The following is a 22,958-nucleotide window of genomic DNA, read 5'->3' as shown; positions in this document are numbered from 1 at the left end:
TCGTGATTGGCCTGAACCGGCCAGACGTGACCAGGGCCGCCGCGCTCGCGTGAGACTTGCCCTACCTGTCAAGGGAGGAACTGTGAAGCCACCGCTGGAATCGGACATGTACGCGGACTATGAGCAGCTGGCCTCGGACGTGCGGATCATGCAGCGGCGCATGGCCGAGATCCGGGCCACCGCCGAATCCGACGACGGGTTGATCAGCGCGACGGTCGGTGGCGCCGGTGAACTTCTCGAATTGTCGCTCGATCCGCGCATCTACCGTACGGCCGATTCGGCCGCGCTGGCCAAGGACATCACCGACACCATCCACGAAGCGGCCGAGTCGTCGACCGAACAGGGACTGGCCATCGCGGCGGGCTTCCTGCCACCCGGCATGGACACCGACGCCGCGGATCTTCGGTTCGATCCGGTACTGCGCCGGTTGGACCGGCCGGAGAGGGGCGACAGCCGATGAGCGGAGAGGACAGGGACGGCGACGGCAAGGTCGACATCTTCTTCGGGCCGACCCGACAGGAGCTGACGAACCTGAGGGGCGCGGGCACCGACTTCGAGACCGAGTGGGCGAAGTGCCGCAAGGCCATTGAGGACATCACGCCGCTGCTGGGTTTCGGGAAGCTGGGGGAGGCGTTCCAGGACTGCGCGGACAACACCCCCGACCTCATCAGGAGCGCGAACGGGGTCGACGACAATTTCGTCAACTTGGCCACCAACGCGGAGAGCGGCGTCAAGATCTACGAGAGCGCGCAGACCGAGGCGACCGACCGGCTCGGTTCCTGAGCGGGTTCGCAGACGATGGCTGATTTGTGGAGCATGACGGTCGCCGCGTGGGAGTGGATGGGTGGCGTCGTCGACGACATCTGGCCGCCGGACAACCCGCACGCGGCCGACGACCTCGGTGACGCGTGGGACAAAGCCGCGACGTTGCTGGAGAACGCGATCACCAGGTCGTCGGCTGTCCACGACCGTCTTCGCGAAACCTGGCCGGACCCGAACGGCGCCTTCGTTCAGGCGCGCATCAGGGAGGCCAACGACGGCGAGTTCGGCGGTGGCGGATCCGGTCACCGGGAGCTCGTCGTGAGCATGCGGAAGATGGCGACGTTCTGCCACAACTACGCGGATCAGATCGAGCGTGTGCGCAACCAGATCTGGTCGGAGATCATTCACGCCAGCGTGGAATTCGCTCTCATGGCCGCGATCCCCGGTGGGCAATGGCTGTTCGCCGTGCGCATGGCGAAGCGGACCGCCAGGATCATGGAGATCGCCGCGTCGATCGCCCAGGCGGGGAACAAACTCGGCAAGCTCGGCAAGCTTGTCACGATTCCCGTGCGCGAGGCGGCGGACGAAGTCATCACCAACAGCTTCGAGCAGGGCCTGAACATCTGGCAGGGCAACCAGGACGGGTTCAGCTGGAAGGAAAGCGCCACCAACGCGCTCGGCGGTGCCATCGGCGCCCCGGTCAGCGGCATCGTCGGCGCGCCGGGCAAGGCCATCGGGGCTCTCGCCAGGAAGAACCCGGCGGCCAAGAACGTGTTGGACAGCGGGCTCGGCAAACACGCGACGACTGCGGTCAGCTCGGCGAGCACCAACGCGGTGTCGTCGCCGATCTCCAGCCATGCCGCGCAAAGCATCATGAACGGGGACGGGGTTCCCACCGATCTCGCCGGCTATGGACAGTCCATCAAGGACAACTGGCTCACCTCGGCCGCGATCGGCCCGATCCGGGGGAACGCGCACCTCGCCGGCGAGCAGGTGATGGAATTCGGCAGGGAGAAGCTCGGGCTGCAGAAGCCGGCCGCGATGACGGACATGGGAACGTCGTCCGACGGTCCGCCACCGACCAACCCGCCGGGCGAGGTGAAATCGCCGGAGATGGCCGACGTCGGCGCCGGGCTGGGCGACAGCGGCGCCGCGGTAGGGCAGGGCGAGTCCGGGGCCGGTCAGTCCGGTAGCCCTACCGCGGAACAGGGCGGTGCGCCGGCTGCTGACGGTGCCGGACATGGCAGTTCCACCAATAAGTCCACTGTGGACACCTTGGCCGCTGGTCCGCAGCAGCACATCGGGGCGGGTTCGTCGTCGGGTCAGGCCACGATCGGATCCTCGGTGTCGCAGGCGGGAGCCGGCTCGGTGCCGCAGGCCACCACCGTCGGGGCGGCGCCGGCCACGACCGCGGCCGCCACTCCCGGTGCCGTGCCGTCGGCTACCGCCACCTCGGCTTCGGCGCCTGCCGCTTCGACGGGTCAGACCACTTCGGCACCGGCGGCGAGCGCCACGTCGAGCACCACGGCGACCGGCACGGCGCAGGCGAGCGCCGCGACCGCATCGACTGCTTCGACCACGACCGCTTCGACAACATCGGCCCCCGCCGCCACGGCTCCCACCAGCTCGCAACCCGGTGCGGCACAACCGGGTTCGGCACAACCAGGTTCGACACCGTCCACTGCACCTCAGTCCACTGCACCTCAGTCCGGTTCGGCTCAGCCTCAGGGCTCAACGCCCGCGGGCTCGAACCTGGGCACCGCGGCGAAGCCCGGCAAGGGCGAGCCGGAAGCCGATCGCGCGGAAGCCGCGCCGGAGCCCGACGACGACGGCCCGAACCCGCCCGAATCCGAAACTCCGGAACAGGAGCAACAGCAGAAGCTGGAGCAGGAGGAAGCTGCCGAATCCACTGTGGACGATCCGGCCGGAGAGGCCGGCGGGCGTCCCGGTCCTGGGACCGGGCAGGTCCTGGCCGCCGCCGGACCGGCCGCCGCGGCGGCACAGCAGGTTCAGCAGTCCCAGCAACCGAATCCGGCCCAGCCCGGCAAGCCGCGTCCGGCGCCCGCCCATACGACGATGCGCCGGCCCGCCGAGCCTCGGCGCACGCAGAGCGACCCGCCCGCCGATCCGCCCCGGCGGCCACCCGGCCCGCCGCGCGGCACCGGCGAGACCCCGGATATCCCGCGCGGCGTGCCGTCGCGGCTCGCCGCCGTGTGGGACCTGCTGCCGCCGACCGCGCGGCAGGCGATCACCGAGCTGATGAGCTCGGTCGATCCGGATGCGCTGGCCGATCAGGTGCATGAGTTCGCGGCGCGCCTTTCGCCGGGCCGGATGGACCGTTCGCTGGGCGAGATCCTCGGCGAGATGTCGGATTTCGCCAGGCAGGAGCTGGGTAGGCGGCTGGCCGCCGAGGCCACGGTGCACCGCTTGTGGGGCGCGTTTCCGGCCGCAAGGGAAGCGATGTCCGAGCTGCTCGGCCGCCTGCACCCGGCGGAGGCTGCGGCCACGCTGGCCCGCCTCGCACCGCTGCTGGCCAGACCGCCCGAACTGGCCGAGGCATGGGACGCGTTGTCGCCCTCGGCGCGGGAAGCGGTTGCGGGTCTAGCGGCCAAGATGAATCCGGACAAGCTGGTGAAACGGCTGACCGATCTCGCCGCGCGGGTGTCCACCGGGCCGAAGGGGCGTTCGCTCGGCGAGCGCGTCTCCGCGATGAGTGCCGACCAGCTCGCCGCGTTCGCCGAACAGGTGACGGCCGTGGCCGACCGGATCCCTGCCAGGGCCCCGGACGAAGGCGCGGCGACTCCGGCCGACCTGGCGAGGGTGGACCGGGGCAAGGGCCTCCTGCTCGAGGCCGCGGACATCCAGGCCAAGCTGGACGAGCTCACCGCGCTCGGCGTGGACGTCCGGGCCGCCGAGGAGGGCCTGCGGGAAGAGCTGGGCAAGGCGCGACGGGTGCTGGAAGGCAACACCCAGGTCCCGAAGACCGCGCTCGATTCCAACTACGAGAACGTCCGCGCGAAGTACGCCGCGGCCGACGTCGCGCTGGCGCTGGCCAGGCTGGACGAGCACCTGCTGGCCGAGATCGGGTTGCCCGGACTGCGGATCACCGGTCTCGAGGTGCCGGTGGACGACGGCGGACGGGCCGGTACGGAGGCCCGGAACAACGCCGGAACCGACATCGACATTCGCGGCGTGCTCGAAAACGGCACCGAGGTCCGCTTCGAGGTCAAGGACCGGACCGCGCTGGTCGCGTCCGACCTCGCACAGACCGCGAGACAACGGGAATTGGCCGGGCCCGGCCCGAAGGTCGTCCTGATCGCCACCCACCGGATCGAGCCCGGGTTCGCGGAGAAAGCCGTGGCGAACGGCGCCGACCAGGTCCTCCAGTACGACGGTTTCGAGGTGTTCATCGAGGTCGCGGCCACGGGAACGGAGGGCGCGCAGACGCCGACAACGCCACCCGCGCCGCCGCCGGACCAGACACCCCCTGGGACCCGGCAGGGACCGCCGGCGCCGGAACCGCCGTCTGCCGCGGCACAACGGTTCTACCATCCGGAGAACCCGAAGCGGGACTCCCATCCGATGCCGGGCAGCGACCTCACCGACGCCGAGCTGGCTTCGAGCAGGCACAGCGAGCGCGCACTGCGGGCGCTGATCGGCAAGTCGCGGCTGGCGTGGAACGACCTCCGGTTGCTGCTGCTCGAACACGGTCTGCTGCCCGCCGACTCGCGGCCGCTGCGCCTTCGTGATGTAGAACGAATCCTGGACGGCGCCCGGGTCCGGGCGCGGATCGCACCCGCGCTGCGAGCCGCGTTCGACAACGCGATCCAGGAGTTCGAGCGGCTGGCTCGTGGCGAAGCGCCCACGGTGAATTCGGAGTCATCGCGGAACCGGGCCTGGCAGGTCCGGAAGGAAATCCGCGACGGCTCGATGACGCCCGGCAGGCGCGAGCGGTTCATCCAGGAGATCTTCGCGGACGACGTTCTCGCCCGGCAGCAAGAGATTCTCGGTGAGCGGTTCGGCCGGTTCCAACTCCGGGCCGGGGTTGCGTACGGCCTCGACGGACGCGGGGAGAACGGCGATGGACGCTCCCACTACGCGGGGTCGACGGTCCCGGCCCTCACCCTCGATCTGCATCCCTCGGACGATCCGCGAACGCCGGGATCGCCGGTGGTGGTGCAGAGCTACCACCTGAACGCGGGCACCGAACCGTCCGCTCTGGACGTGCACCGCGACGATACTTTCACCCGCGCGCTGTTCGAACCGGAAATCCTGCTCCCCACCACGGGGGTGCCGCCGAACGAAACGCGACCCGAGCCCACCGAGCGCGCCCGCTGGTTCGACCGGATCACCTTCACCGGCCTGCACGTGCGCAAGGGCATAGCGCTGATCACCGCGCTGATCGAGGCGGGCAGCGTCTCGCGGCCCCAGCAGCGGGCCCTGACGCACGCGCTGGAGGGGTATGCCAGGGCCGCGGCGCGCCTCGATGAACGGCTTCCGGACGTCAAATGGCTTGTCCAGCGGGGGATCGAGCTCACCAGCATGGGGCAGGACCAGCTGATCGATGTCGTGGCGCTGGCCTACGGGATGTCACCGGCGATGGTCGCCGCCCTGGTGACCGATCCGTCGGTGCGCTCGCGCGTGCCGCGCGAGCTGATGCCGTCGATTCAGGAACTGGCCGACTTCTCCGAGGTCCTGGCCAAGGCGCGAACACAGTACGAGGAGCTGCTTCGGCAGACCGAGAAGACGGCAAGGGAACTGGAGTTCGCGGAGCGGGAGTGGCAGCAGGCCAGGGATGCCGCGCTGGAAGAGATGCAGCGAATCGGTGACGAGGCGGTCGCGAACGGGCTCCCGGAATGGGCGCGCCGAGACGCCGCCGCCGGATTGGTCGCCGAGCTCCGGTCGGTGGCCACCAGGGCGCGGGTCAGCCCGGAGGCCGATCCGGCGGTACCGGAACCGGTGCGCCGGCGCGGCTGGAGCGTCCGGGACCTCGCGGGGACCCGCGCCGCGCTCGCCGCCGCGACGCGGGCGGTGGAAGAAGCACGGTATGCGGCGGAAGTCGCCTACCACGCCGCGATGGCCGAGTTGCGGGCGGCGAGGGAGGACGTCCGCGCGCTGACCGAATGGGTGCCGCACCTGCTCGCCGCGGGCGACCGGACCGACGTCGCCGAGGCGCTGGGCCTGCCGGTCGAGAGCGCGGCCGCACATCGGCTGCTACCGGGCGCCGAGCCCGGTCTTTCGCTGGACGGAACCACCGAGGACGTGCAGGCCAGGGTGCGGGCCGAGGTCGCCGCGCGGCAGGACCGGCTGGAGCGGGCGACCGAACGCATGCGGCTGGCCGACACCGCTCGCACCGAGGCGCACGCCGAGTACGTCCGGGCGCTGGTTCCGGCGATCGAACAGGCAGCCGGCCGAGGACTGTCCAATGTGGAGATCGCCAGGATCGCCAAGCTCCTCGACAGCGAGGTCGCCGGCATCACCCGGCGGGCGGAGAACCTGCCGGCGAACCGGAAGCCGGTGGTGGACGCCTACGTCGACGCGCGTGGCTGGCTGCTCGGAGTGGGTAACCGGGTCGTGGGCCGCGATGACCTCGCTCCGCGTCGCGGCGCCCAGTTCGCCGCACTCGATCCGGACAGCCCGGACTACGCGGCGAAAGCCAGGGAACTCGGCGTCGACGCGGAACTCGCGGATCGGCTCGGCAAGCCCCGTCCCGTCCACTTCTTCCACGACATCCACATGCACCCGAAGGGATATGACGCCGCCAACATCAACTACAAGGACCTGGTGGGGTGGCTGATCGGCCAGGGACTGCCGAACATCCTGGTGGCGTCGCCGATTCCGCAGAGCGGGCTCGGCGTGATCGGTGGCTCCAGCGGTTCCTTCTATTACGCCCTCACCAACGTGGTCCGGATGACCACCGTCTTCGGCAAGAAGATGCTGGGCCTGCACGGCCAGCTCTCCGACATGCGTTTCTTCTCCGCGCGCGACGAGATGTCGGAGGAGGAGAAGTCACATTGGTTCCCCGGCGTTTCCGGGGCCAGAGTGGACATTCCCGGGGTCGGCGGCTATCTGATGGCGATGGCGGTCCTGTTCGGCGACGCGGCCCGCTACCTCGCCGAGACCACTTTCGTGAAGGAAATGGTCCGGACGATGCTGGGCCGGCAGGCGAGCGAGGTGATCAACCCGGAGTGGGTCGACTACTTCGGAAAGCTGATCGCCGCGGCGGAACTGGTCCAAGAGTCGATCCACAAGGGACGGATAGCGCCGGAGTTCTTCGCCGCGTATCTGGCCGACGGTTCGCCGATGGCCGAGCTGTTCCCGGTGGACGGCAGCCCGAGTGACCTGACCGAACTGGACTTCTACGACTCCCTCCTCGAGAACACCGGGCAGATCAGGGCCTTGCTGAAAGCGGCCGGACTGCGCGCCGAACTGCGGAGCCTGCCGGAAAACCCGCCGGAGATGTACAACCCGAACACCGTCGAACTGCTGGAGACCATCGCCGCCACCGGACAGGTGCTGATCCTGCACGACGACATGGGCCTGGCCAGGTTGCGCGGCAACGGGATGTACAAGGCGGGCCCGTCGGACGGACGCAATCTCGGCCCGATGGCCTACCTCCTCCAGCAGGAGAGGCTCGCCGGCGCGAGGGTGGTCTGGGCGCATCTCGGCATCGGGCACTGGACCACGCTCACCGTCGAACACATCGAGCGGTTGCAATGGCTGCTCGACACCACGAACACCGCGATGGACATCTCCTGGAATGTCCTCGCACAGCACGCGAAGGCGGATCCCGACGTCAAGGAGGCGTTGATCCAGTTCCTGATCCGGAACCAGGATCGGCTCATCTTCGGTACGGACACGGTGAATCCGCAACCGGGTGCGCACTATGTCCGCCACCGCAACGAGATGGACCCGCTGTTCGCCGAGGCCGCGCGCAGGCCCGAGGGAGCGGAGGCGGTCACGAAGATCCTGCACGGCAACTTCGCCCGGCTGCACGACGAGGCGGGTCAGCGGGTCACCGCGTTCGTGTTCAACGAGATCCTGTCGGGAGCCTGGGACGGGTTCCTCGAGTCGCTCGGTGGGCACTGGCAGCGCAAGGTGGACGGCTGGGTCGAGGCGAGAATCGCCGAGGGCTGGGTCGCTGACCCCGCCTATCAGCCACGCGGACCGTTGTACGGGCTGGACCTGACCGACGCGCAACGTGCGAAAGACCAGCCATGGCTGGCGAATCCGCAATTGCGGACGATGAAACTCTGGTACACCGCCGCCGATCCGCGACACGGCGCGAACGCCAACCCGCTGCGGCTGCAGGCGGTCGCGGCCAGGATCGCCGCCACCGATACCGCGGCAGGGGTCAAGTCCGCCTTCGATTCGCTGAAGCGGCGCTGGGACGAACGCGGTGGACTGCGACCGGTGAGCGGTGCCGACGCGCTGCTCAGTCGCCCGTTCACCACCCAGGCGCTGATGGCGGGCGAACGCATCAGGGCGGCCCTGGCCGCGGGAGAGATCTCCCGGGCCCGGCTGAACATGGATCCCGGACGGCTCGCCACGCTGCCGTTGGCGCCCGCCGAACGGGACGCCATGCTCGGGTCGTTGATCGAGAGCGTCGAGAAGACCGAGCGAGAACAGCTCGCGGAGCTCGAAAAGATCGCCGGGCTGCGGTCGGACTGGCTCTGGCGTGACGTGAAGGGCTGGGCGGTAGCGGGCGCCGCCGCGGCGACCATGTTCGGGGTCGGCGCGACGGTGGGCCTTCCGTTCGCGCTGTCGGCGGGGGTGAGCATCGTGGCGGGCAACGTGGCCTTCGTCGTCCGCGGGATGCTCAACATCGCGAAGACCGGGCACGCCCAGAGCAACCGGGTGAGCCTGGAAGGGATGCTCGAACGCGGCAGGCTCGACCAGCGGTCGGCCGAGGCGCTCGCCAGAGTGATCCGGGACTACCTGGAGTACGACGTCAACCCGCTCGACAAGTTCGACGACATCTTGCAGGAGGTGCGGGACGAGGTCGAGGTGAGAACCCGGCAGTTCCTGATCGACCTGCAGGCCATCATCCACACCCCGCTGGCGACCGGGGAACGCCCTTCCCAGCGCCAGGAAGACGTGAGCCTCGAGGTCTCCCGGTACCTGAACGAGGTCGGCCGGTCGTACGGCGCCGCACCCGAGTCGCTCAACAAGACGAACCCACATGCGGGCAGGCTCGGCAAGCTGATGGCCGCCGGTCTCGCCGGCACCTTCCTGGTCAACCTGCCGGTGCACGTCGCCCAGGCGACCAGCCTGACCGGGCTGGCGGCCGCGGTCGCGGGGGCCTACGCGATCGCGGACGGGCTGTTTCTTTCCACCGCGCTGTCCAACGCCATCGGGGGGATCGCCGGCTACGACAACGCGCTCCGGCCGCTGTACCGGAGGATTCAGAACGCGCTCGCGTTCCCGATGCTGACCGTGGCCAACGGCATGCTGGTCGCGCTGGAGCTGAGTCAGGGGGAGTGGCTGAAGGCGGTCGCTGCGACGACCCTGACCGGCGCCACCCTCTACATCTCCAAACTCGGTACCGAGCTGGAACTCCGGCTCGGCCGCCAGGCTGCTCGCAAAGGTCCGGCAGCCCTCTGGGTCACCGCGTCTTCGCTGGTCGGGCTGGGCATGATGGGCCTGTCCTCGGCGCCACTGGTCGCCGCCGCGGGTACCGCGCTCGCCTTGTCCGGCCCGGCGATCTACGTCGTGCGAGCCGCTCTGAACAAGGCGTACGACGTCTACCAGGCGCGGACTCCGTCGGGAATCGTGTACGCGTCGAACATCCCGGTGCTCGGCGTCGGCGCGGCCATCGACCTGAGCCTGCCGCGTACTCCACCGGCACCGAAACTCATCGAGCCGTCGCAGCCCGACAAGAACCCCGACGATCCCGATACGCCGGACGACGATCCCGGCGGTACGCCGTCGCCGGAACCGACGCCACCGACGCCACCACGCCCGGCCGGTCCGTCGAACCGGCCGGACCCCGGGACGAATCCGCCGGGCACCGGTCCCGTCGGCCTGGCGACCTCGGATTCGCTGCCGTTGAAGGGAAAACCTGACTCCACCGGTGTGCGCACCGATGCGCGGCGTGCGTTGGGGCGCGCCGTGCCGGACGCCGGTATGCGTGCGGTCGAGCGCCCGGCGAGCGGCAGCCGGTATGTGGTCACCGGTCCGGCCGGGAACACCTTCGACGCCACCGTGCGGGCGGGAACGCTGAATCCCGGCCAGGTCGCCGAGTACATTGTGGACACTGCGGAGAACTCGCTGGAGATCAAGATCTCCGAACTCGCCACCGAGGACGCGACGCGGGCCGCGGTCGCGAGGGCGCTCGGTGCGGCGGCGGCCGAGCTGGCCGGGACCCCGCATGGCGACGACTTCCTCAGCTCCACCGCCGATCCCACCGCGGATCCGTTGCTGAGCCCGGCCGATCACGGGCGTGCGGCGCAGCTGCTGACGTTCGGCGGTGCGCTGGCGGCCCATCCGCTGCCGTTCCAGCGGTCCGGGCTGAGCGCCGCGCTGCGGGCGCTGATCGCGGACATGGGCTTGCGTCCGACCGAACCCGGCGCCGCGCGGCGGCTGGCCGCGCTGCCGGACGAGCGGATGCGCGAGGTGGTGCGCCGGTACGCACCGGCGCCCGATGGCTACACCAGCAGGCTCGACTACGCGATGACCCGGCTGCTCGCCGGCAGCACGTCGTCGGTCGCGTTCGGCGGCGCCATCGTGGCCACCGCACCGGTGGTCGCGGCCGCGATGATCAGCGGTGCGGTCGCGCGCTCGCTGGCCGCCGGCCTCTACGACCGGTCGGTCGTGGCCCGCGAGGTCAACGCGGAGAAAGCGGCGAAGGCACCCGTCGAACGGGCGGTCGCCGAGCGGGCCGCGGCCAGGCGGGAGGCCCTCTTCCGCCCGCTTTTCGACCGCTGGACCGAGATTTCCGGCCGGCTGCGGGCCGGAACACCGTTGCCGGACGACCTTTCCCCGCCACGACCGGATGCCGAGCCGGAAGCGGCCGGAACCGGGAACCCGGATGCCGAGTACGTCGGGCTGACGCCGTACGCGGTGCGCCGGGCGGCCGGCGTCTCCGCCGGAACGCTCGGCACGATCGCGATGGCCTCGGTCGGCATGCAGCCGATGATGGTCGGCGCGCTGCTCGCGACGCTCTGGGCGCCCGCCGTGCTCGGGTCGTTCGCCGAGGCGTTCCGGGGGAGGCACCGCCAGGACGAGCGGGTGGCGCGAGCCTCGGAACGGCTGGACGCGGCCGATCAGGCGACCGCGGACAACGAACGGGAGCTGGCCGAATTCGGTCACGCCTTCCTCGATCTGATCGAGGCAAGGCCGGCGCGCACCCCGGGGTCCGCGGCCGAACCGGGGGAGCCGAGCGGACCCGGCCACCGGGCGAGCCCGTTGGCGATCTTCGCCGGGGTGGGCAACGACTCGGCGCTGCCGCCGATCGGCTACCGCCTTCCGGACCGGAATCTGCCGGACTCGTCCGACCCGACCTGGCTGTCCGCGGTGTTCACCAGCTACCTGGAATACCTCGGGCTCGGGGTGATCCAGGCGATCGTCGGCACCATCGCCGGTGGGGTGACCGGGCACAGCGCGTACCAGGCCGCGCAGGAGGCCGAGCACACCCGCAGGCTGCACGACCTGCTGGCGAAGGTGGACGAGCACAGCGAGCTGCGCACCCGGGTGCTGCGCGCGGCACTGAACCGGCTCGCCGAAACCGCGCCACAGGCGGCGGACCGCGACCGGCTTCACCGATTCTTGGCCGAGCACGGGCTGTCCGCACCCGAACCGGAGCCGGACGCCGAGCCCGACGGGGACCGGCCGCCGTGGCTCGCGTCGAAACACTGGCTGACCGCCGACATGGTGATCGCCTCCGCGTCCCTCGGCGCCACCACCGCGGGCTTCACGTTGTTCGGCATCGGCGGTCTCGGCCCGTACGCGGTGGCCGCGGCGGCCGAAACGCTGATCCCGTTGGTGCATCGATCGTTGACGGTGCGGGAATTCGCCGCCGAGGACGCGGCCACCGGGCCCGCCGACGCGCTGCTGAGGGCCGAGGCGCGGGCCAAGGCCGACGCGCTCGAACGGTACCTGTTCCGGCTGATGGACCGTGGCCTCGCCGAGTCCCCGGACCAGCCCGCCGGGCAGCTGTGGTGGCATCCGAGTCAGATCATCGGCCTGGTAAGGAAACTGGCGCCCGCCACACCGCCGGCCGAAGCCGCCCCTCTTTCGGTGCCAGGCCGGCTCAAGGCCGCCGCCGACGCGTCCTACCAGCACCTCCTCGAACAACCGGGTGACCTCAGCACACTGCCGGACCGGCTGGTCGCGCTGGAGGCCATCAGCGCCGCCGCGGACCGGGTGACCAGGACCGGGGACTGGGCGGCCGCGACCGGACAGACCCGCCCGGAAGCGTTGGCGCGCAACGAACTCGTCGAGGCGATCCAGCACTACAACGAGCTCACCGAGAACCCGCTGCGGCTCGATGACCTCTTCGACGGGGTGCACCAGGGCAACAGCACTCCCCAGCAGGTGCGTCAGCTGCTGCCCCATCTGCAGGACGCTGTCGGCGGCGAACCCGGCGAGGTGGTGCCCTGCCAGGTGGCGGCCGTGCTCACCGACCGGCACCTCGCCGATCGGGCGGCGGGCAGGCCGCCGGGACGGGCGGTCCCGCCGCGCACGCTGGCCGGGCTGACCGGCCGGGAGGGCTGGGCCGACCGGGTCGCCATGGCGGCCAGGGTCGCCGGGGCGGAGTTCGTCCCGATGGCGTCGGCCAACGATGTGGCGCAACGGTTGCGTGATCTCGGCTCCGGTGCCCGCGCGATCGTGCACGGCGAGCGCGCGGGTGTCACGCATCTGTTCAACGTGGCCAATCTGGACGGCGAGATCTACTTCATCGACGGGCAGCGCAACCTGTTCGCGGAGCTGACCGGCTACCGCGACGGACTCCGGCTGCTCATCACCGAGGACAACGGTGAGGAGGCTCGCCGGTGGGCCGGCCGTCCGGTGCCTTTTCTGCTGCGCAACGCCTACGCGCAGGCGATCGCCTCGGCCCGGGAGCAGTTCGCCCGGCTGCACAAGGATCCCGCCGCGCCGAAAGGCATCGACGACGTGATCAATCCTGAACCGTCCACACCGGACGGTCCGGAGAGAGCGGACGTTCCGCCGAGCACGGGCGGCCGGCGTTGGAAGGTGTATCGCGACATTGCGGCGCTGACCCGCGGGATGGTCCCGCCCAGCATCGAGCCGGGGTGGCACCGGCACACCCGGGGACTGGTGACGGCGGCGACGAACATCGTGAACGGCCCGCCGGCGCCGCCGTCCGGTCTGATGCGCTGGGTGTCGTTGATCGAGACGGCGTACGGCATGGTGCACAACGCGCGACAGCTCTCGGCCGGGGCCACCTACAACCCCGAGCTGGTGCGGTGGGCACAGGAACACCCGGAGGCCCTGAAGTACTTCCGGATGCCCGAGCTCTCGCCGCTGGCGCGGACGAGCGACGTCAATGCCCTGCCGGCGATCCACGCGGGGGTGGTGACGCCTGCCGAGCAGGCGTGGCAGATCGCCAAACATCACCCGCTGCTGCCCCAGGTCAACCCGAACTTCAAGCGTCCCGATGCCTACCGGGAAGGCTGGCGGAGCAACGGCCCACAGGCTGTCGTCGGCTATTTCCACGGCACGCTCGGCAAGGAGATGAAGGTAGAACCGGTCCGGCCCGAGGACGTCTGGCGGGTGGACGGGATGGCGTATGTCGCCGAGGAGTTCCACGGGACCTGGGAAGCTCACGACAGCTATGACAGTGTCATCGACGCGATCTACGGCGAGTGGTGGTCTCCGACGAGCCCCTCTCCGCTGCCGCCGATCGCCGCACTGCGGCTGACCTACACCGATCCCCGGTCCGGAGTGATCGTGGAGAAGTGGGGCCAGGTGCGGTGGACCGAAGGCGGGGTCGTGTTCCTGTCTCCGGTGCCCGGAACCCTGATGCTGTTGCCGGAAAATCCACTCTCGATATCCCTGCTGCCGATCACCTATGGCGAGGCGGGGTACTTCAATCTGCCGGAACGCGCCACCCGCGCGGTCACCCCGCCGGCCGTGCCGGACCAACCCGCTCGCCCCGCCGACCCCGGCCAGGTCGCGCGGGCGCTGGGCGAGTTGGATTCCGGGCGGCTGGCCGAGCTGGAGTTACCCGGGCTGGTCATCGAGGGCGTTGATCCCGATCGGCCCGCCATCCTGCAAGGCACGCTGGCCGACGGGACGGCGGTCCGGATCGACGTGGTGACAGGCGTTCCCGGCTTCGACGCCTTTCCCAGCCGGATCATCAGGGACCGGGCAGTGGCCCCGCCCGGCACCAGACTGGTGTACCTGTTCGCCGAGGGGCCGACCCCGCAACTGGCCGAGGGACTGGTCGGGATCGGCGCGGACGTGGTGCTGCGCCAGGAGGGCACCACGGACTTCGCAGTGGTCGCGGCCCGGGATCCCGGCCCGGCACCCGACCTGTTCAGCCGCCGGGCCGTCCGGGGCAACCAGGACATCCTCGACAGCGGCGACAGCCTGCCGCGTACGCAGGAGACCGTCGCCCGCACGGCCGCGGCCGCCGGGATCGACCTGAGCGGCGTCGACGTCCAACTGGTCGAGACGCCCGAGGTGATCGAATTCCTCGACGAGGTGGGTGCCTGCGCGGCCACCCCGCCGGAGCTGGCGGGCAAGGTGATCTGGCTCGGCCCGGCCAGTTTCGCCGACGTCGAGACCCTGGTCGCGGTGCTCGCACACGAGATGACCCACGTGCGCCAGCTCCGGGCCGGGGTCGTGCCGACCGAGCAGACGCGCGAGAGTCTCGAAGACGAGGCACAAGCCAGCGAAGAGCCCGCACTGGAAAGGTTCCGCGATCATGACGACGACGATGTTCGAGGTGCAGAAGACCTTCGACCTGCCGGGCCGGGACGGGATCCTGGTGGTCGGCCGGTTGCTGCAAGGCACGCTGGAGAGCGGTTCGGACCTCCGGCACCGGACGACGGGCGCGAGGATCCGGATCCTCGGCCTGGAATTCGCCGGCCCGAACCAGCGGGGGACCGACCGCCGGACCATCCGGATCGACCGGCGCGACGCGAAGCCGGTGACCCCGGGATCGATGCTGACGGGTCATCCCCCGACTTCCTGAACCTGCCGCCGGACCCCTCGCCGCCGGTCGCACCCCGCATCGACGCGGTGATCAATCAGGAACCGTTGCCGCCGCTCGCCGAACCCGAACCCGAACCGGACGAGAACGACCGGGTCCCGATCGCGGAGATTCCCGGACCGCTGTACCGGGACGAACCGTTGCCGGCATCGGAACTTCGAGCGACCTTCCGGGGCGAGGACGATCCGAACGACCCGGACCGGGCGTTCGCTCCCCAGGTCGTCGAGTACTTTTCACCCGAGCGAAGGGAGGAGCACCGGGTTTTCGTGCGGGACGGCAAACTCTATTGGGCCAAGGACGGGTCCCTGGTGGACACGTCCGGTGGCGACCCCATGGCCCGGACGGGGCCGTTCGATCAGGCGATCTTCGCGATGGATCCGCAGGGCAACCTGTACGTGTCGATGACGTGGGTCATGGGCCAGTTGCACCATTCCAGCTTCCTCGCCGGGCAGCCCGTCGCCGTGGCGGGCCACATCAAGGTGGTGAACGGCAGGCTGATCCAGCTGACCCGCCAGAGCGGGCATTACCAGCCGGAGAAAGAGCAGTTGCAGACCGGGCTGGGGATCCTCGCCGAGCAAGGCGTGGATGTCTCTCAAGTGGACACCGGTCCCCAGTTCTAGACGGAAGGGAATCCAGGCCAGTGAACTTCCCGTGGCGCGGATACGTCAACCAGCTCACCTACACGGCCGGCCTGCGGCACCAGGCGGACGACGAGCTTGTCGAGCGGATCGCGGACGAGCTGATCCGTCAACGGTTCTTCACGCTCCCCGTGGCGGACTACCACCGGGCGGCCACGGCGGCCCTCGGCTCCGGGGAACGGATAGCCGCCGAACAGGACGACGAGGACGCAACCCGCGATTTCCTCGCTCGGCTGGTGCGGGCCCTCGACGACCGCGCGCCGTGGCCCGAACCGCCGTACTCGACCAGCGGCACCAGCGAGTGGGCCGCTTTGCGGGACGCACCCACGGTCGCGCGCGTCCCGCTGACCGACCGGCAGATCGAAGTCTCGCTGAACCGCGTCTTCGCCGAGGAGCCGCCGGGCGTCGGCGACGTCCGGGTGCTGATCCTGCGACTGGGCACCGGGCAACAGATCGCCTTGCGTGCTTCGCGTCCCTTCATCGAGCCCGGTGTCGACCTGGTGACCTACGACGATTCAGTGTCCACTGTGGCCGCATTCGGCGAGCTGACCGGTATCGACGTGGAACCCGGTTAGTGTCGCGTCATATCACCGAGGTCCGTGAAGGACTCCTTGAGGGACTCTGAGTCCCTCAAGGAGTCCTTCACGGACAGGCATAAGGTGCCTGGTTAGACAGGGTCAGGAAGTGCTCAGCGGAAGCCGCAGTTCGAAGATCGCGCCGCCCTCATCGGCGTTGTAGACCGAAAGCGTCCCTCCGTGCGACTGGGCGACCCAGCGCACAATGGACAGTCCGAGCCCGGAAGACCCGCCGGTGCTGGCGAAACGGTCGAAGGCGTCGCCGGCCATCGTGGTGTCGATACCCGGGCCGTGGTCCGCGACGGTCACGGTGCCGCCCGCGACGGTCAGGTGCACGAACGCCTTCGCGCCCGGTTGGCGGCCGTAGCGCACGGCGTTGTCGAGGAGGTTCCCGATCGCGCGTTGCAGCAGCGCGGGGTCGGCGTTGACCTTCGTCGGCGCGGCGGTGACGGTGACTTCCGCGCTGTCGGTCGCGGTGTCCTCGACCACGCCCACCACCAGCTGATCGAGCCAGATCGGCTGGATGGCCAGCTGTTCCACGCCCGCCGCGAGCCGGGCGCGGACGAGCAGGTCGTCGATGATGCCGCCCATTCTCGAAGCCAGCCGGACGGTGCGGGGCAGCAGTTCCGCGGACTGGGCCGGGTTCGCCATCGCGGTTTCGGCGAGCGCGCGCAGGGCGGCGACCGGGGTGCGGAGGTCGTGTGCGGTCTCGGCGAGCAGGACTTCCTGCTGCTGCAGGGCAGCGGCGGCGGGGCGGATCGAGCGGCCGGACAGCAGGTGCCCGGCGAAGCCCAGCACGACGACCAGTAACACGGTGCCGCCGATCACGAGCAGCGTGAACTGCGTGTGCTCGGCGTTTTCGGGGCCCATGTCGGCGACGGCGACCACGGCCGCGAACGGTTTGCCGTCGCTGTCGCGCAAGGGTTCCACGCGTACCTTGACCAGCTCGCCGCCGGTTCCCTTTTGATACCCCGAGACCAGTTTCCCGGACCGCACGGCTTCGGCGGCGAGCCCGTTCAGCACCGTGGGGCTCATCGGAACGCAGGTCTCGCGCGAAAGATGTGGCTGGAACGCGGGCGCGCCGCCGGGCAGGATCGCGAACTGCGGGCAGCGGTCGTTCAGCACGTCGGTGTTGACCAGGCCGAAGTCCACGGTGCCGTCGAAACCGACCAGCCTGCTGACCGACGACGTGACCCGGTCCAGCGACGCGTCGATCCGTTCGTCTACCTGGTCGCCGTCCTCCGCGATGAGCAACCAGGCGAACACCACCAGCCCGAGCGTGTTCATCACGGTGAACAGCGCGGTCAGCATCCAGCGCAGCCTGCGCAGCCGGTCGGCCGAGGACTTCATCGGGCGCCCAGCCGGTAGCCGAGCCCGCGGACGGCGTGGATCAGTTCCGGCTCCTTCAGTTTGCGGCGCAACCGCTTGACCACCACATCGACCACATTGGACATCGGATCGGCCTGCGCGTCCCAGCAGTGCTCGATCAGATCGGCCCGCTGCACGGGCAGGCCCACCCTGGTGAGCAGGTATTCGAGCACGGCGTACTCCTTGTTGGTCAAGGTGAGCAGTACCCCGGCCCGGCGTACTTCACGGCGGGCGCAGTCCATCACCAGGTCTTCGTGGTGCAGCACCGAGGGCCGGTCGAACGCGGAACGGCGGCACAGGTTGGCGACCCGCTCGGTCAGCTCGGCCATCACGAACGGCTTGACGAGGTAGTCGTCGCCGCCGTGCTCGAAACCGGCCACCCGGTCGGCGAGCGCGTCGCGGGCGGTGAGGAACAACACCGGCACCCGCCAGCCCAGCTGCCGTCGCATGTGGACGTAGGAGATCGCGTCGCCGTCCGGCAGCATCCGGTCGAACACCACGCAGTCGTGGTGCGTTCCTTGCAGCAGCCTGTCCGCCGTCGCGATATCGCCCGCGCCGTCGACGTCGAAGCCGGCCGCGCGCAGCTGCGTGACCAGCGCGACCAGCAGATTCTCGTCGTCTTCGACGACCATGACCCGTGTCATCAAAACCTCATGTTCGGACAGCGAAAGTCGACGCATGCAGTTTCACCTACTCGCCGCGCCGGCCGTGATGCCCCTGAACGCTAACGCGTCGGGGTCGCTGCGCCGCCCGGACGGCGAGAACTGGCATGAACAGGACGTGGTGGTCTGGTCGCCGCGTCGGGGAAAGCGGGGGTACCAGCGATGACCGTTCAGACCAGCCAGCTCAGCCTGGTGATGGGTTCGGGGCCGTCCCGTGACCGGGCAGGGCTGACCGAGCTTCTCGCGGCCGCCACCGGCGAAGTGCTCATCATGAGCGCCGGGACGGACACCGCGTTCCGCCGGATCGCGCTCGCGAACGTGCGTCCCGGGGTGCGGTACAAGGTGCTCTTCCCCGACTCCGAGCGGATGTCCGGTGCGCTCAACCGGATGTCGCGTGCCGGTGCCGAAGTACGGACCGACGCCGAGGTCCCGATGGACGCGCTGGTGATCGACCGGACCTCGGTCGTACTGCCCGCGGACGGGCGGCAGACCGGGACCGCGGTGTTCCAGCTGCCCGGCGTGGTCACCGCGACGGTCGGCCTGTTCGAGCGGATCTGGCAGGCCGCCGCCCCGCTCGTCCCGCTGGACCTGCCCGACCCCGAGGACGCCTCGATGCTGTCGTGTCGCGAGCGCGAGCTGCTGACGCTGCTCTTCTCCGGCACCACCGACGAATCCGCCGCCGCCCGCCTCGGCATCTCGGTGCGCACGGTGCGGCGCATGGTCGCCGACATCATGAACCGCCTCGGCGCGCGCAGCCGGTTTCAGGCCGGCGCCAAGGCCGTCGACCGCGGCTGGCTGATGGCGAAGGCGGGCTGATGACGACCTCGACTCCAGGCCGTGCCCTGCTCGTCGCGCCGAAGCCCGGCGCCTATCCGTCCATCGGTGCCGCACTGGCCGAAGCGCCCGACGGCGCCGTCATCACCATCGCGGGCGGCGACTACGCGGAAACCGTCGAACTCGCCGGGTTACGGGTGACCCTGGCCGCGGCCGACGGCGCCACCGTGGTCGTCGACGGCCGTGGTGCCGAGTGCCCGGTATTCCGCGTCACCGGCGGATCGCTTGCCCTGAAAGGGATCGAACTGCTGGCCGATGGCGCGTCCGCGATCCTGGCCGACGACGCCGAACTGACCGTCGACCGCTGCACCATCTCCGGCGGGCGTGGCCCGGCGATCGCCATCCGCGGTTCGGCGGCCTTCGAGGTGACCGGCTGCGTGATTTCGGCGGCGGAGCAGGGGATCGTCATCGACGGCGCGTCCGGCAGGATCGAGGAGACCACCGTCGAGGACGTGACCGGCGACGGGATCACCATCGGCCTCGGCGCCGACCCGGTCGTCCGCAACTGCACGGTGACCGGATGCGGGCTGCGCGGCGTCTATATCTATCAGTACGCCCGGCCCGTCATCGAAGGCTGCGTGATCTCGCACACCGGCCATGAAGGCATCGCCGTGGCGCACCACGGGACGCCCGAACTCAAGCGGTGCACGGTCACCGACACCCGCGGCTCCGGGATCGCGTTCGCGTCCGGCTGCGGCGGCTCGATTTCCGCTTGCCGGGTCGAGAACACGGCCGAACCGGGGATCGCCATCGCCGAGGGGGCGACGGCGACCGTCACGGCGGCGTCGGATCCGGCCGATCCCGGTGCGGGCGACGGCCCCTTGGACGAGATGCTCGCCGAACTCGACGCGATGATCGGCCTTCCGGAGGTGAAGGAAGAGGTCCGCGCGCTGGTCGACGAGTTGCAGGTCAACGAATGGCGGCGTCGTGCCGGGCTGCCGATCGGGGCGACCGGCCATCACCTGATCTTCGCCGGCGCCCCCGGCACCGGGAAGACCACGGTGGCGCGGATCTACGGAAAACTGCTGAAGGCGCTGGGAGTCCTGCCGGACGGCCAGTTCCGCGAGGTGTCCCGCCGCGACCTCGTCGGGCAGTACATCGGGCATACGGCGGAGAAGACCGCGACCGTGTTCGAGGAGGCCAAAGGCGGCGTCCTGTTCATCGACGAGGCGTACACGCTGACGCGGCTGGCCGGATCGGGCGGCGACTTCGGCCAGGAGGCGATCGACACCCTGGTCCCCTTGATGGAGGAGCACCGCGACGAGGTGGCGGTGATCGTGGCGGGCTACACCGGCGAGATGGTCGACTTCCTGTCCGCCAACCCCGGTCTCGCGTCCCGCTTCGGCAAGACGATCGAGTTCGAGAACTACAGTCCCGAGGAACTGCTCGCCATCTTCGGCCGCATGGCGTCGTCGGGGGACTACGAGCTGGATCCGGACGCGGGCCCGGTACTCAGCGAGCATTTCCGGGAGATCGCCGGCGACGTCAACTTCGGCAACGCCCGGGACGCGCGCCGGTTGTTCGAAAAGGTGCGCAAGGCGCAGTCGCAACGATTACGGCTGCTGGGCCGGATGCCCGCGGTCGAGGAACTCCGCGGTCTGCACGTGGCCGACGTGGTGGTCGCCACGGCACGCTAACGTTCCAGGGTGCGGGTGCTGGTGACCGAGGACGACGAGAACTTGCGGGTGGCGCTGGAATTCGCGCTGCGCGGCGACGGTTTCGCGGTGGACACCGCCGCGGACCTGCCCGCCGCCGACGAGGCCCTGGCGGTGAACGCCTACGACTGCGCGGTGTTCGACCGGATGCTGCCTTCCGGCGACGCGCTGTTGTACGTGCGCAACAGACGGGGCGCCGGCTGGCCGATGCCCGTGTTGTTCCTCACCGCGCGCGACAGCGTCGCCGACCGGATCGACGGGCTGCGCGTCGGCGGCGGCGACTACCTGGTCAAACCGTTCGCGATGCCGGAACTTGTGGCCAGGGTGCGCAGCCTGTGCCGTCGCGACATGGCGGGACAGGCGGTGGTGCTGCGCTGCGCGGACGTCGAACTCGACAGCGGCAGGCACCAGATCTCACGGGCGGGGGTACTCCTGACCGTGACACCGAAGGAATACCTCGTGATGGAACGGCTGATGGCCGCGTCGGGGAGGCCGGTGTCACGGCAGGAGCTGATCCGGTACGCGTGGGACGAGATGGCGGATCCGGCGTCGAACGTCCTCGACGTCGTGATCGCGCGGTTGCGGCGCAAGCTCCGCAACCCGCCGCTGATCCACACCGTGCGCGGGGCCGGATACCGGATGGCGCCGATGTGAGGGTTGGGTCCAGACCGCAGGTCGTGAGTGATTTGGGTCGTTAGAACGACCCGGATCACTCACGACCTCCCGCAAGACCCGTCAGGCCCGGGTGAACTCCATGACCCAGTTGGATTCCCAGGTCCGGCCCTCGTCGAGCGAGAACTCCTGTTCCCACCGCGCCGACGTTCCGGTGATGTCGGACCAGCTGAGATGCACCTTGATCGGCTTCCCGTCGTGGGTGTCGTCACCGTAGAAGTCGCCTCGCCCTTCGGCGAAGGTGCCCACGACCGGCGGCTCGAGCAGCCCGGTCCGGCTGCCGGCCCAGTGAATGGACCACTCCTTCCGCTCGACGTCGAACAGGCGAAGCGCGAAACCGCTGTTGCCCAGTGTCGGAAAGTGGATCTCCTCGATGTTGCCGCCGCCCCCGAAGATCGGGCGGCAGGTGCTGGTGCCGGTGAACTCGTACCAGGTGTCACAGCCCTCGAATAGTGTCTCGAGGCGACGGCAGGCGACGTTCCATGAGCCGGTGTAGAAGTCGAAATCGTCCATGCCGCAGATCTTGCGGCGCCATCACTGACATCTTCTGTCAGTGGTCGCTGGCAGACTCCGGATCGTGCGAGCCGGCCGGATGGTGTCCCTTCTCCTGTTGCTGCAGAACCGGGGACGGATGAGCGCGGCCAAGCTGGCCGCGGAACTCGGTGTGACGGCTCGCACCGTCTATCGCGACGTCGAGGCGCTTTCCGCGGCGGGCGTGCCGATCTACGCCGAGCCTGGACCTTCCGGTGGCTACCAGCTGATGGAGGGCTACCGCACCCGGCTGACCGGGCTGACCGCCGACGAGGCCGAATCGCTGTTCCTCACCGGGATGCCGGAACCCGCCGCGGAACTGGGCCTCGGCGCGCAGGTCGCCGCCGCCGAGCTCAAACTGATGGCCGCCTTGCCGACGCCGTACCGGGAGGCGTCCTTGCGGATCCGGCAGCGATTCCATCTCGACGCGCCCGGCTGGTACCGGCAGGCGGATCCGGTGCCGCATCTGACCGCGGCGGCGGAGGCGCTGTGGCGCGACCAGGTCATCGAGATCCGGTACCGCCGTTGGTCTCCGCGGCCGGGCGTGGTCACGCGGCGGCTGCATCCGCTGGGTCTCGTTCTCAAGGCCGGGGTCTGGTACCTCATCGCGGCCCGGCGCGACGAGCCCCGCACGTACCGGGTCTCCTCCATCCAGCGGCTGCGGACGCTGCCGGAGAAGACCGTCAGGCCCGAGGGATTCGAACTCTCCGCGTTCTGGCGAGCACACGTCGAAGGCTACGAAGAGGCGGAGGACGTCGAGACGGCGCTCGTCCGCCTGTCGCCGCAAGGGATCGCCGCCCTGCCCGACGTCCTCGGCCCGAGGGCAGCCCGGCTCGCCCGGCTCACCCTGACCGAGGAGGACGAAGACGGCTGGCGGTGCGCCACCATCCCGCTGGAAAGCGTGCCCCACGCGGCCGCCGGGCTGCTCCGGCTCGGCCTGGACGCGCAGGCGCTGGAACCCGCGGAACTGGTCGCTCACCTGACCGGGACCGTGCACGCGATGGCCGCGCTCTATCCCAGCGGCTGAACCCGCCCCGGATGTGCGATGCTCGACATCGCATGAGGCGGCGAACCGAGAGGTG

Annotated in this window: 11 protein-coding genes; 8 read left to right on the top strand and 3 right to left on the bottom strand. The window is 70.0% G+C overall.

Going from position 1 to position 22,958, the window contains the following annotated elements; all coding sequences use genetic code 11:
- Positions 1-82: 82 nt before the first annotated feature.
- From ACLJRL_RS39960 to ACLJRL_RS39945, 4 genes are read left to right on the top strand one after another with little or no spacing between them, the layout of a single operon-like run.
- Complete coding sequence (locus ACLJRL_RS39960) at positions 83-460, top strand: YbaB/EbfC family nucleoid-associated protein (RefSeq protein WP_410661619.1); 378 nt, start codon at positions 83-85, stop codon at positions 458-460.
- Complete coding sequence (locus ACLJRL_RS39955) at positions 457-783, top strand: hypothetical protein (RefSeq protein WP_410661618.1); 327 nt, start codon at positions 457-459, stop codon at positions 781-783. Before ACLJRL_RS39960 ends, ACLJRL_RS39955 begins: the two co-directional genes overlap by 4 nt.
- A 15-nt stretch (positions 784-798) precedes the next feature.
- The gene (locus ACLJRL_RS39950; RefSeq protein ID WP_410661617.1) at positions 799-15,561 is read left to right on the top strand and encodes a toxin glutamine deamidase domain-containing protein; all 14,763 of its coding nucleotides are present in this window, start codon (positions 799-801) and stop codon (positions 15,559-15,561) included.
- A 20-nt stretch (positions 15,562-15,581) separates the two neighbouring features.
- Positions 15,582-16,154, top strand: coding sequence for a hypothetical protein (locus ACLJRL_RS39945; protein WP_410661616.1), 573 nt, complete (start codon positions 15,582-15,584; stop codon positions 16,152-16,154).
- A 102-nt stretch (positions 16,155-16,256) separates the two neighbouring features.
- Here ACLJRL_RS39945 and ACLJRL_RS39940 read toward each other — a convergent pair whose 3' ends face one another.
- Complete coding sequence (locus tag ACLJRL_RS39940; RefSeq protein WP_410661615.1) at positions 16,257-17,504, bottom strand: sensor histidine kinase; 1,248 nt, start codon at positions 17,502-17,504, stop codon at positions 16,257-16,259.
- Positions 17,501-18,166, bottom strand: coding sequence for a response regulator transcription factor (locus ACLJRL_RS39935; RefSeq protein ID WP_410661614.1), 666 nt, complete (start codon positions 18,164-18,166; stop codon positions 17,501-17,503). The genes ACLJRL_RS39940 and ACLJRL_RS39935 overlap by 4 nt, the downstream gene beginning before the upstream one ends.
- Before the next feature lie 180 nt (positions 18,167-18,346).
- Between ACLJRL_RS39935 and ACLJRL_RS39930 the strand changes: the two genes are divergently transcribed.
- The 3 genes from ACLJRL_RS39930 to ACLJRL_RS39920 are packed head-to-tail and all read left to right on the top strand — an operon-like array spanning position 18,347 to position 21,327.
- Positions 18,347-19,000 carry a helix-turn-helix transcriptional regulator gene (locus ACLJRL_RS39930; protein WP_410661613.1) on the top strand — a complete coding sequence of 218 codons (654 nt, stop codon included), beginning with the start codon at positions 18,347-18,349 and terminating at the stop codon, positions 18,998-19,000.
- Positions 19,000-20,655, top strand: coding sequence for a right-handed parallel beta-helix repeat-containing protein (locus tag ACLJRL_RS39925; RefSeq protein WP_410661612.1), 1,656 nt, complete (start codon positions 19,000-19,002; stop codon positions 20,653-20,655). Before ACLJRL_RS39930 ends, ACLJRL_RS39925 begins: the two co-directional genes overlap by 1 nt.
- 9 nt (positions 20,656-20,664) lie before the next feature.
- Positions 20,665-21,327 carry a winged helix-turn-helix domain-containing protein gene (locus tag ACLJRL_RS39920; protein ID WP_410661611.1) on the top strand — a complete coding sequence of 221 codons (663 nt, stop codon included), beginning with the start codon at positions 20,665-20,667 and terminating at the stop codon, positions 21,325-21,327.
- Positions 21,328-21,408: 81 nt separating this feature from the next.
- On the opposite strand, the gene ACLJRL_RS39915 is transcribed toward ACLJRL_RS39920, so the two are convergent.
- Positions 21,409-21,858: a hypothetical protein gene (locus ACLJRL_RS39915; RefSeq protein WP_410661610.1), complete on the bottom strand. Its 450-nt coding sequence runs from the start codon at positions 21,856-21,858 to the stop codon at positions 21,409-21,411.
- Between the two features lie 64 nt (positions 21,859-21,922).
- On the opposite strand from ACLJRL_RS39915, the gene ACLJRL_RS39910 reads away from it, so the two are divergent.
- The gene (locus ACLJRL_RS39910; protein ID WP_410661609.1) at positions 21,923-22,903 is read left to right on the top strand and encodes a helix-turn-helix transcriptional regulator; all 981 of its coding nucleotides are present in this window, start codon (positions 21,923-21,925) and stop codon (positions 22,901-22,903) included.
- Positions 22,904-22,958: the final 55 nt, after the last annotated feature.

The organism is Amycolatopsis sp. lyj-112 (genome assembly GCF_046549055.1).
Lineage (GTDB): Bacteria > Actinomycetota > Actinomycetes > Mycobacteriales > Pseudonocardiaceae > Amycolatopsis.
Note: the sequence above shows the minus strand (reverse complement) of the source record. Positions and strands in the feature narration are given on the sequence as shown.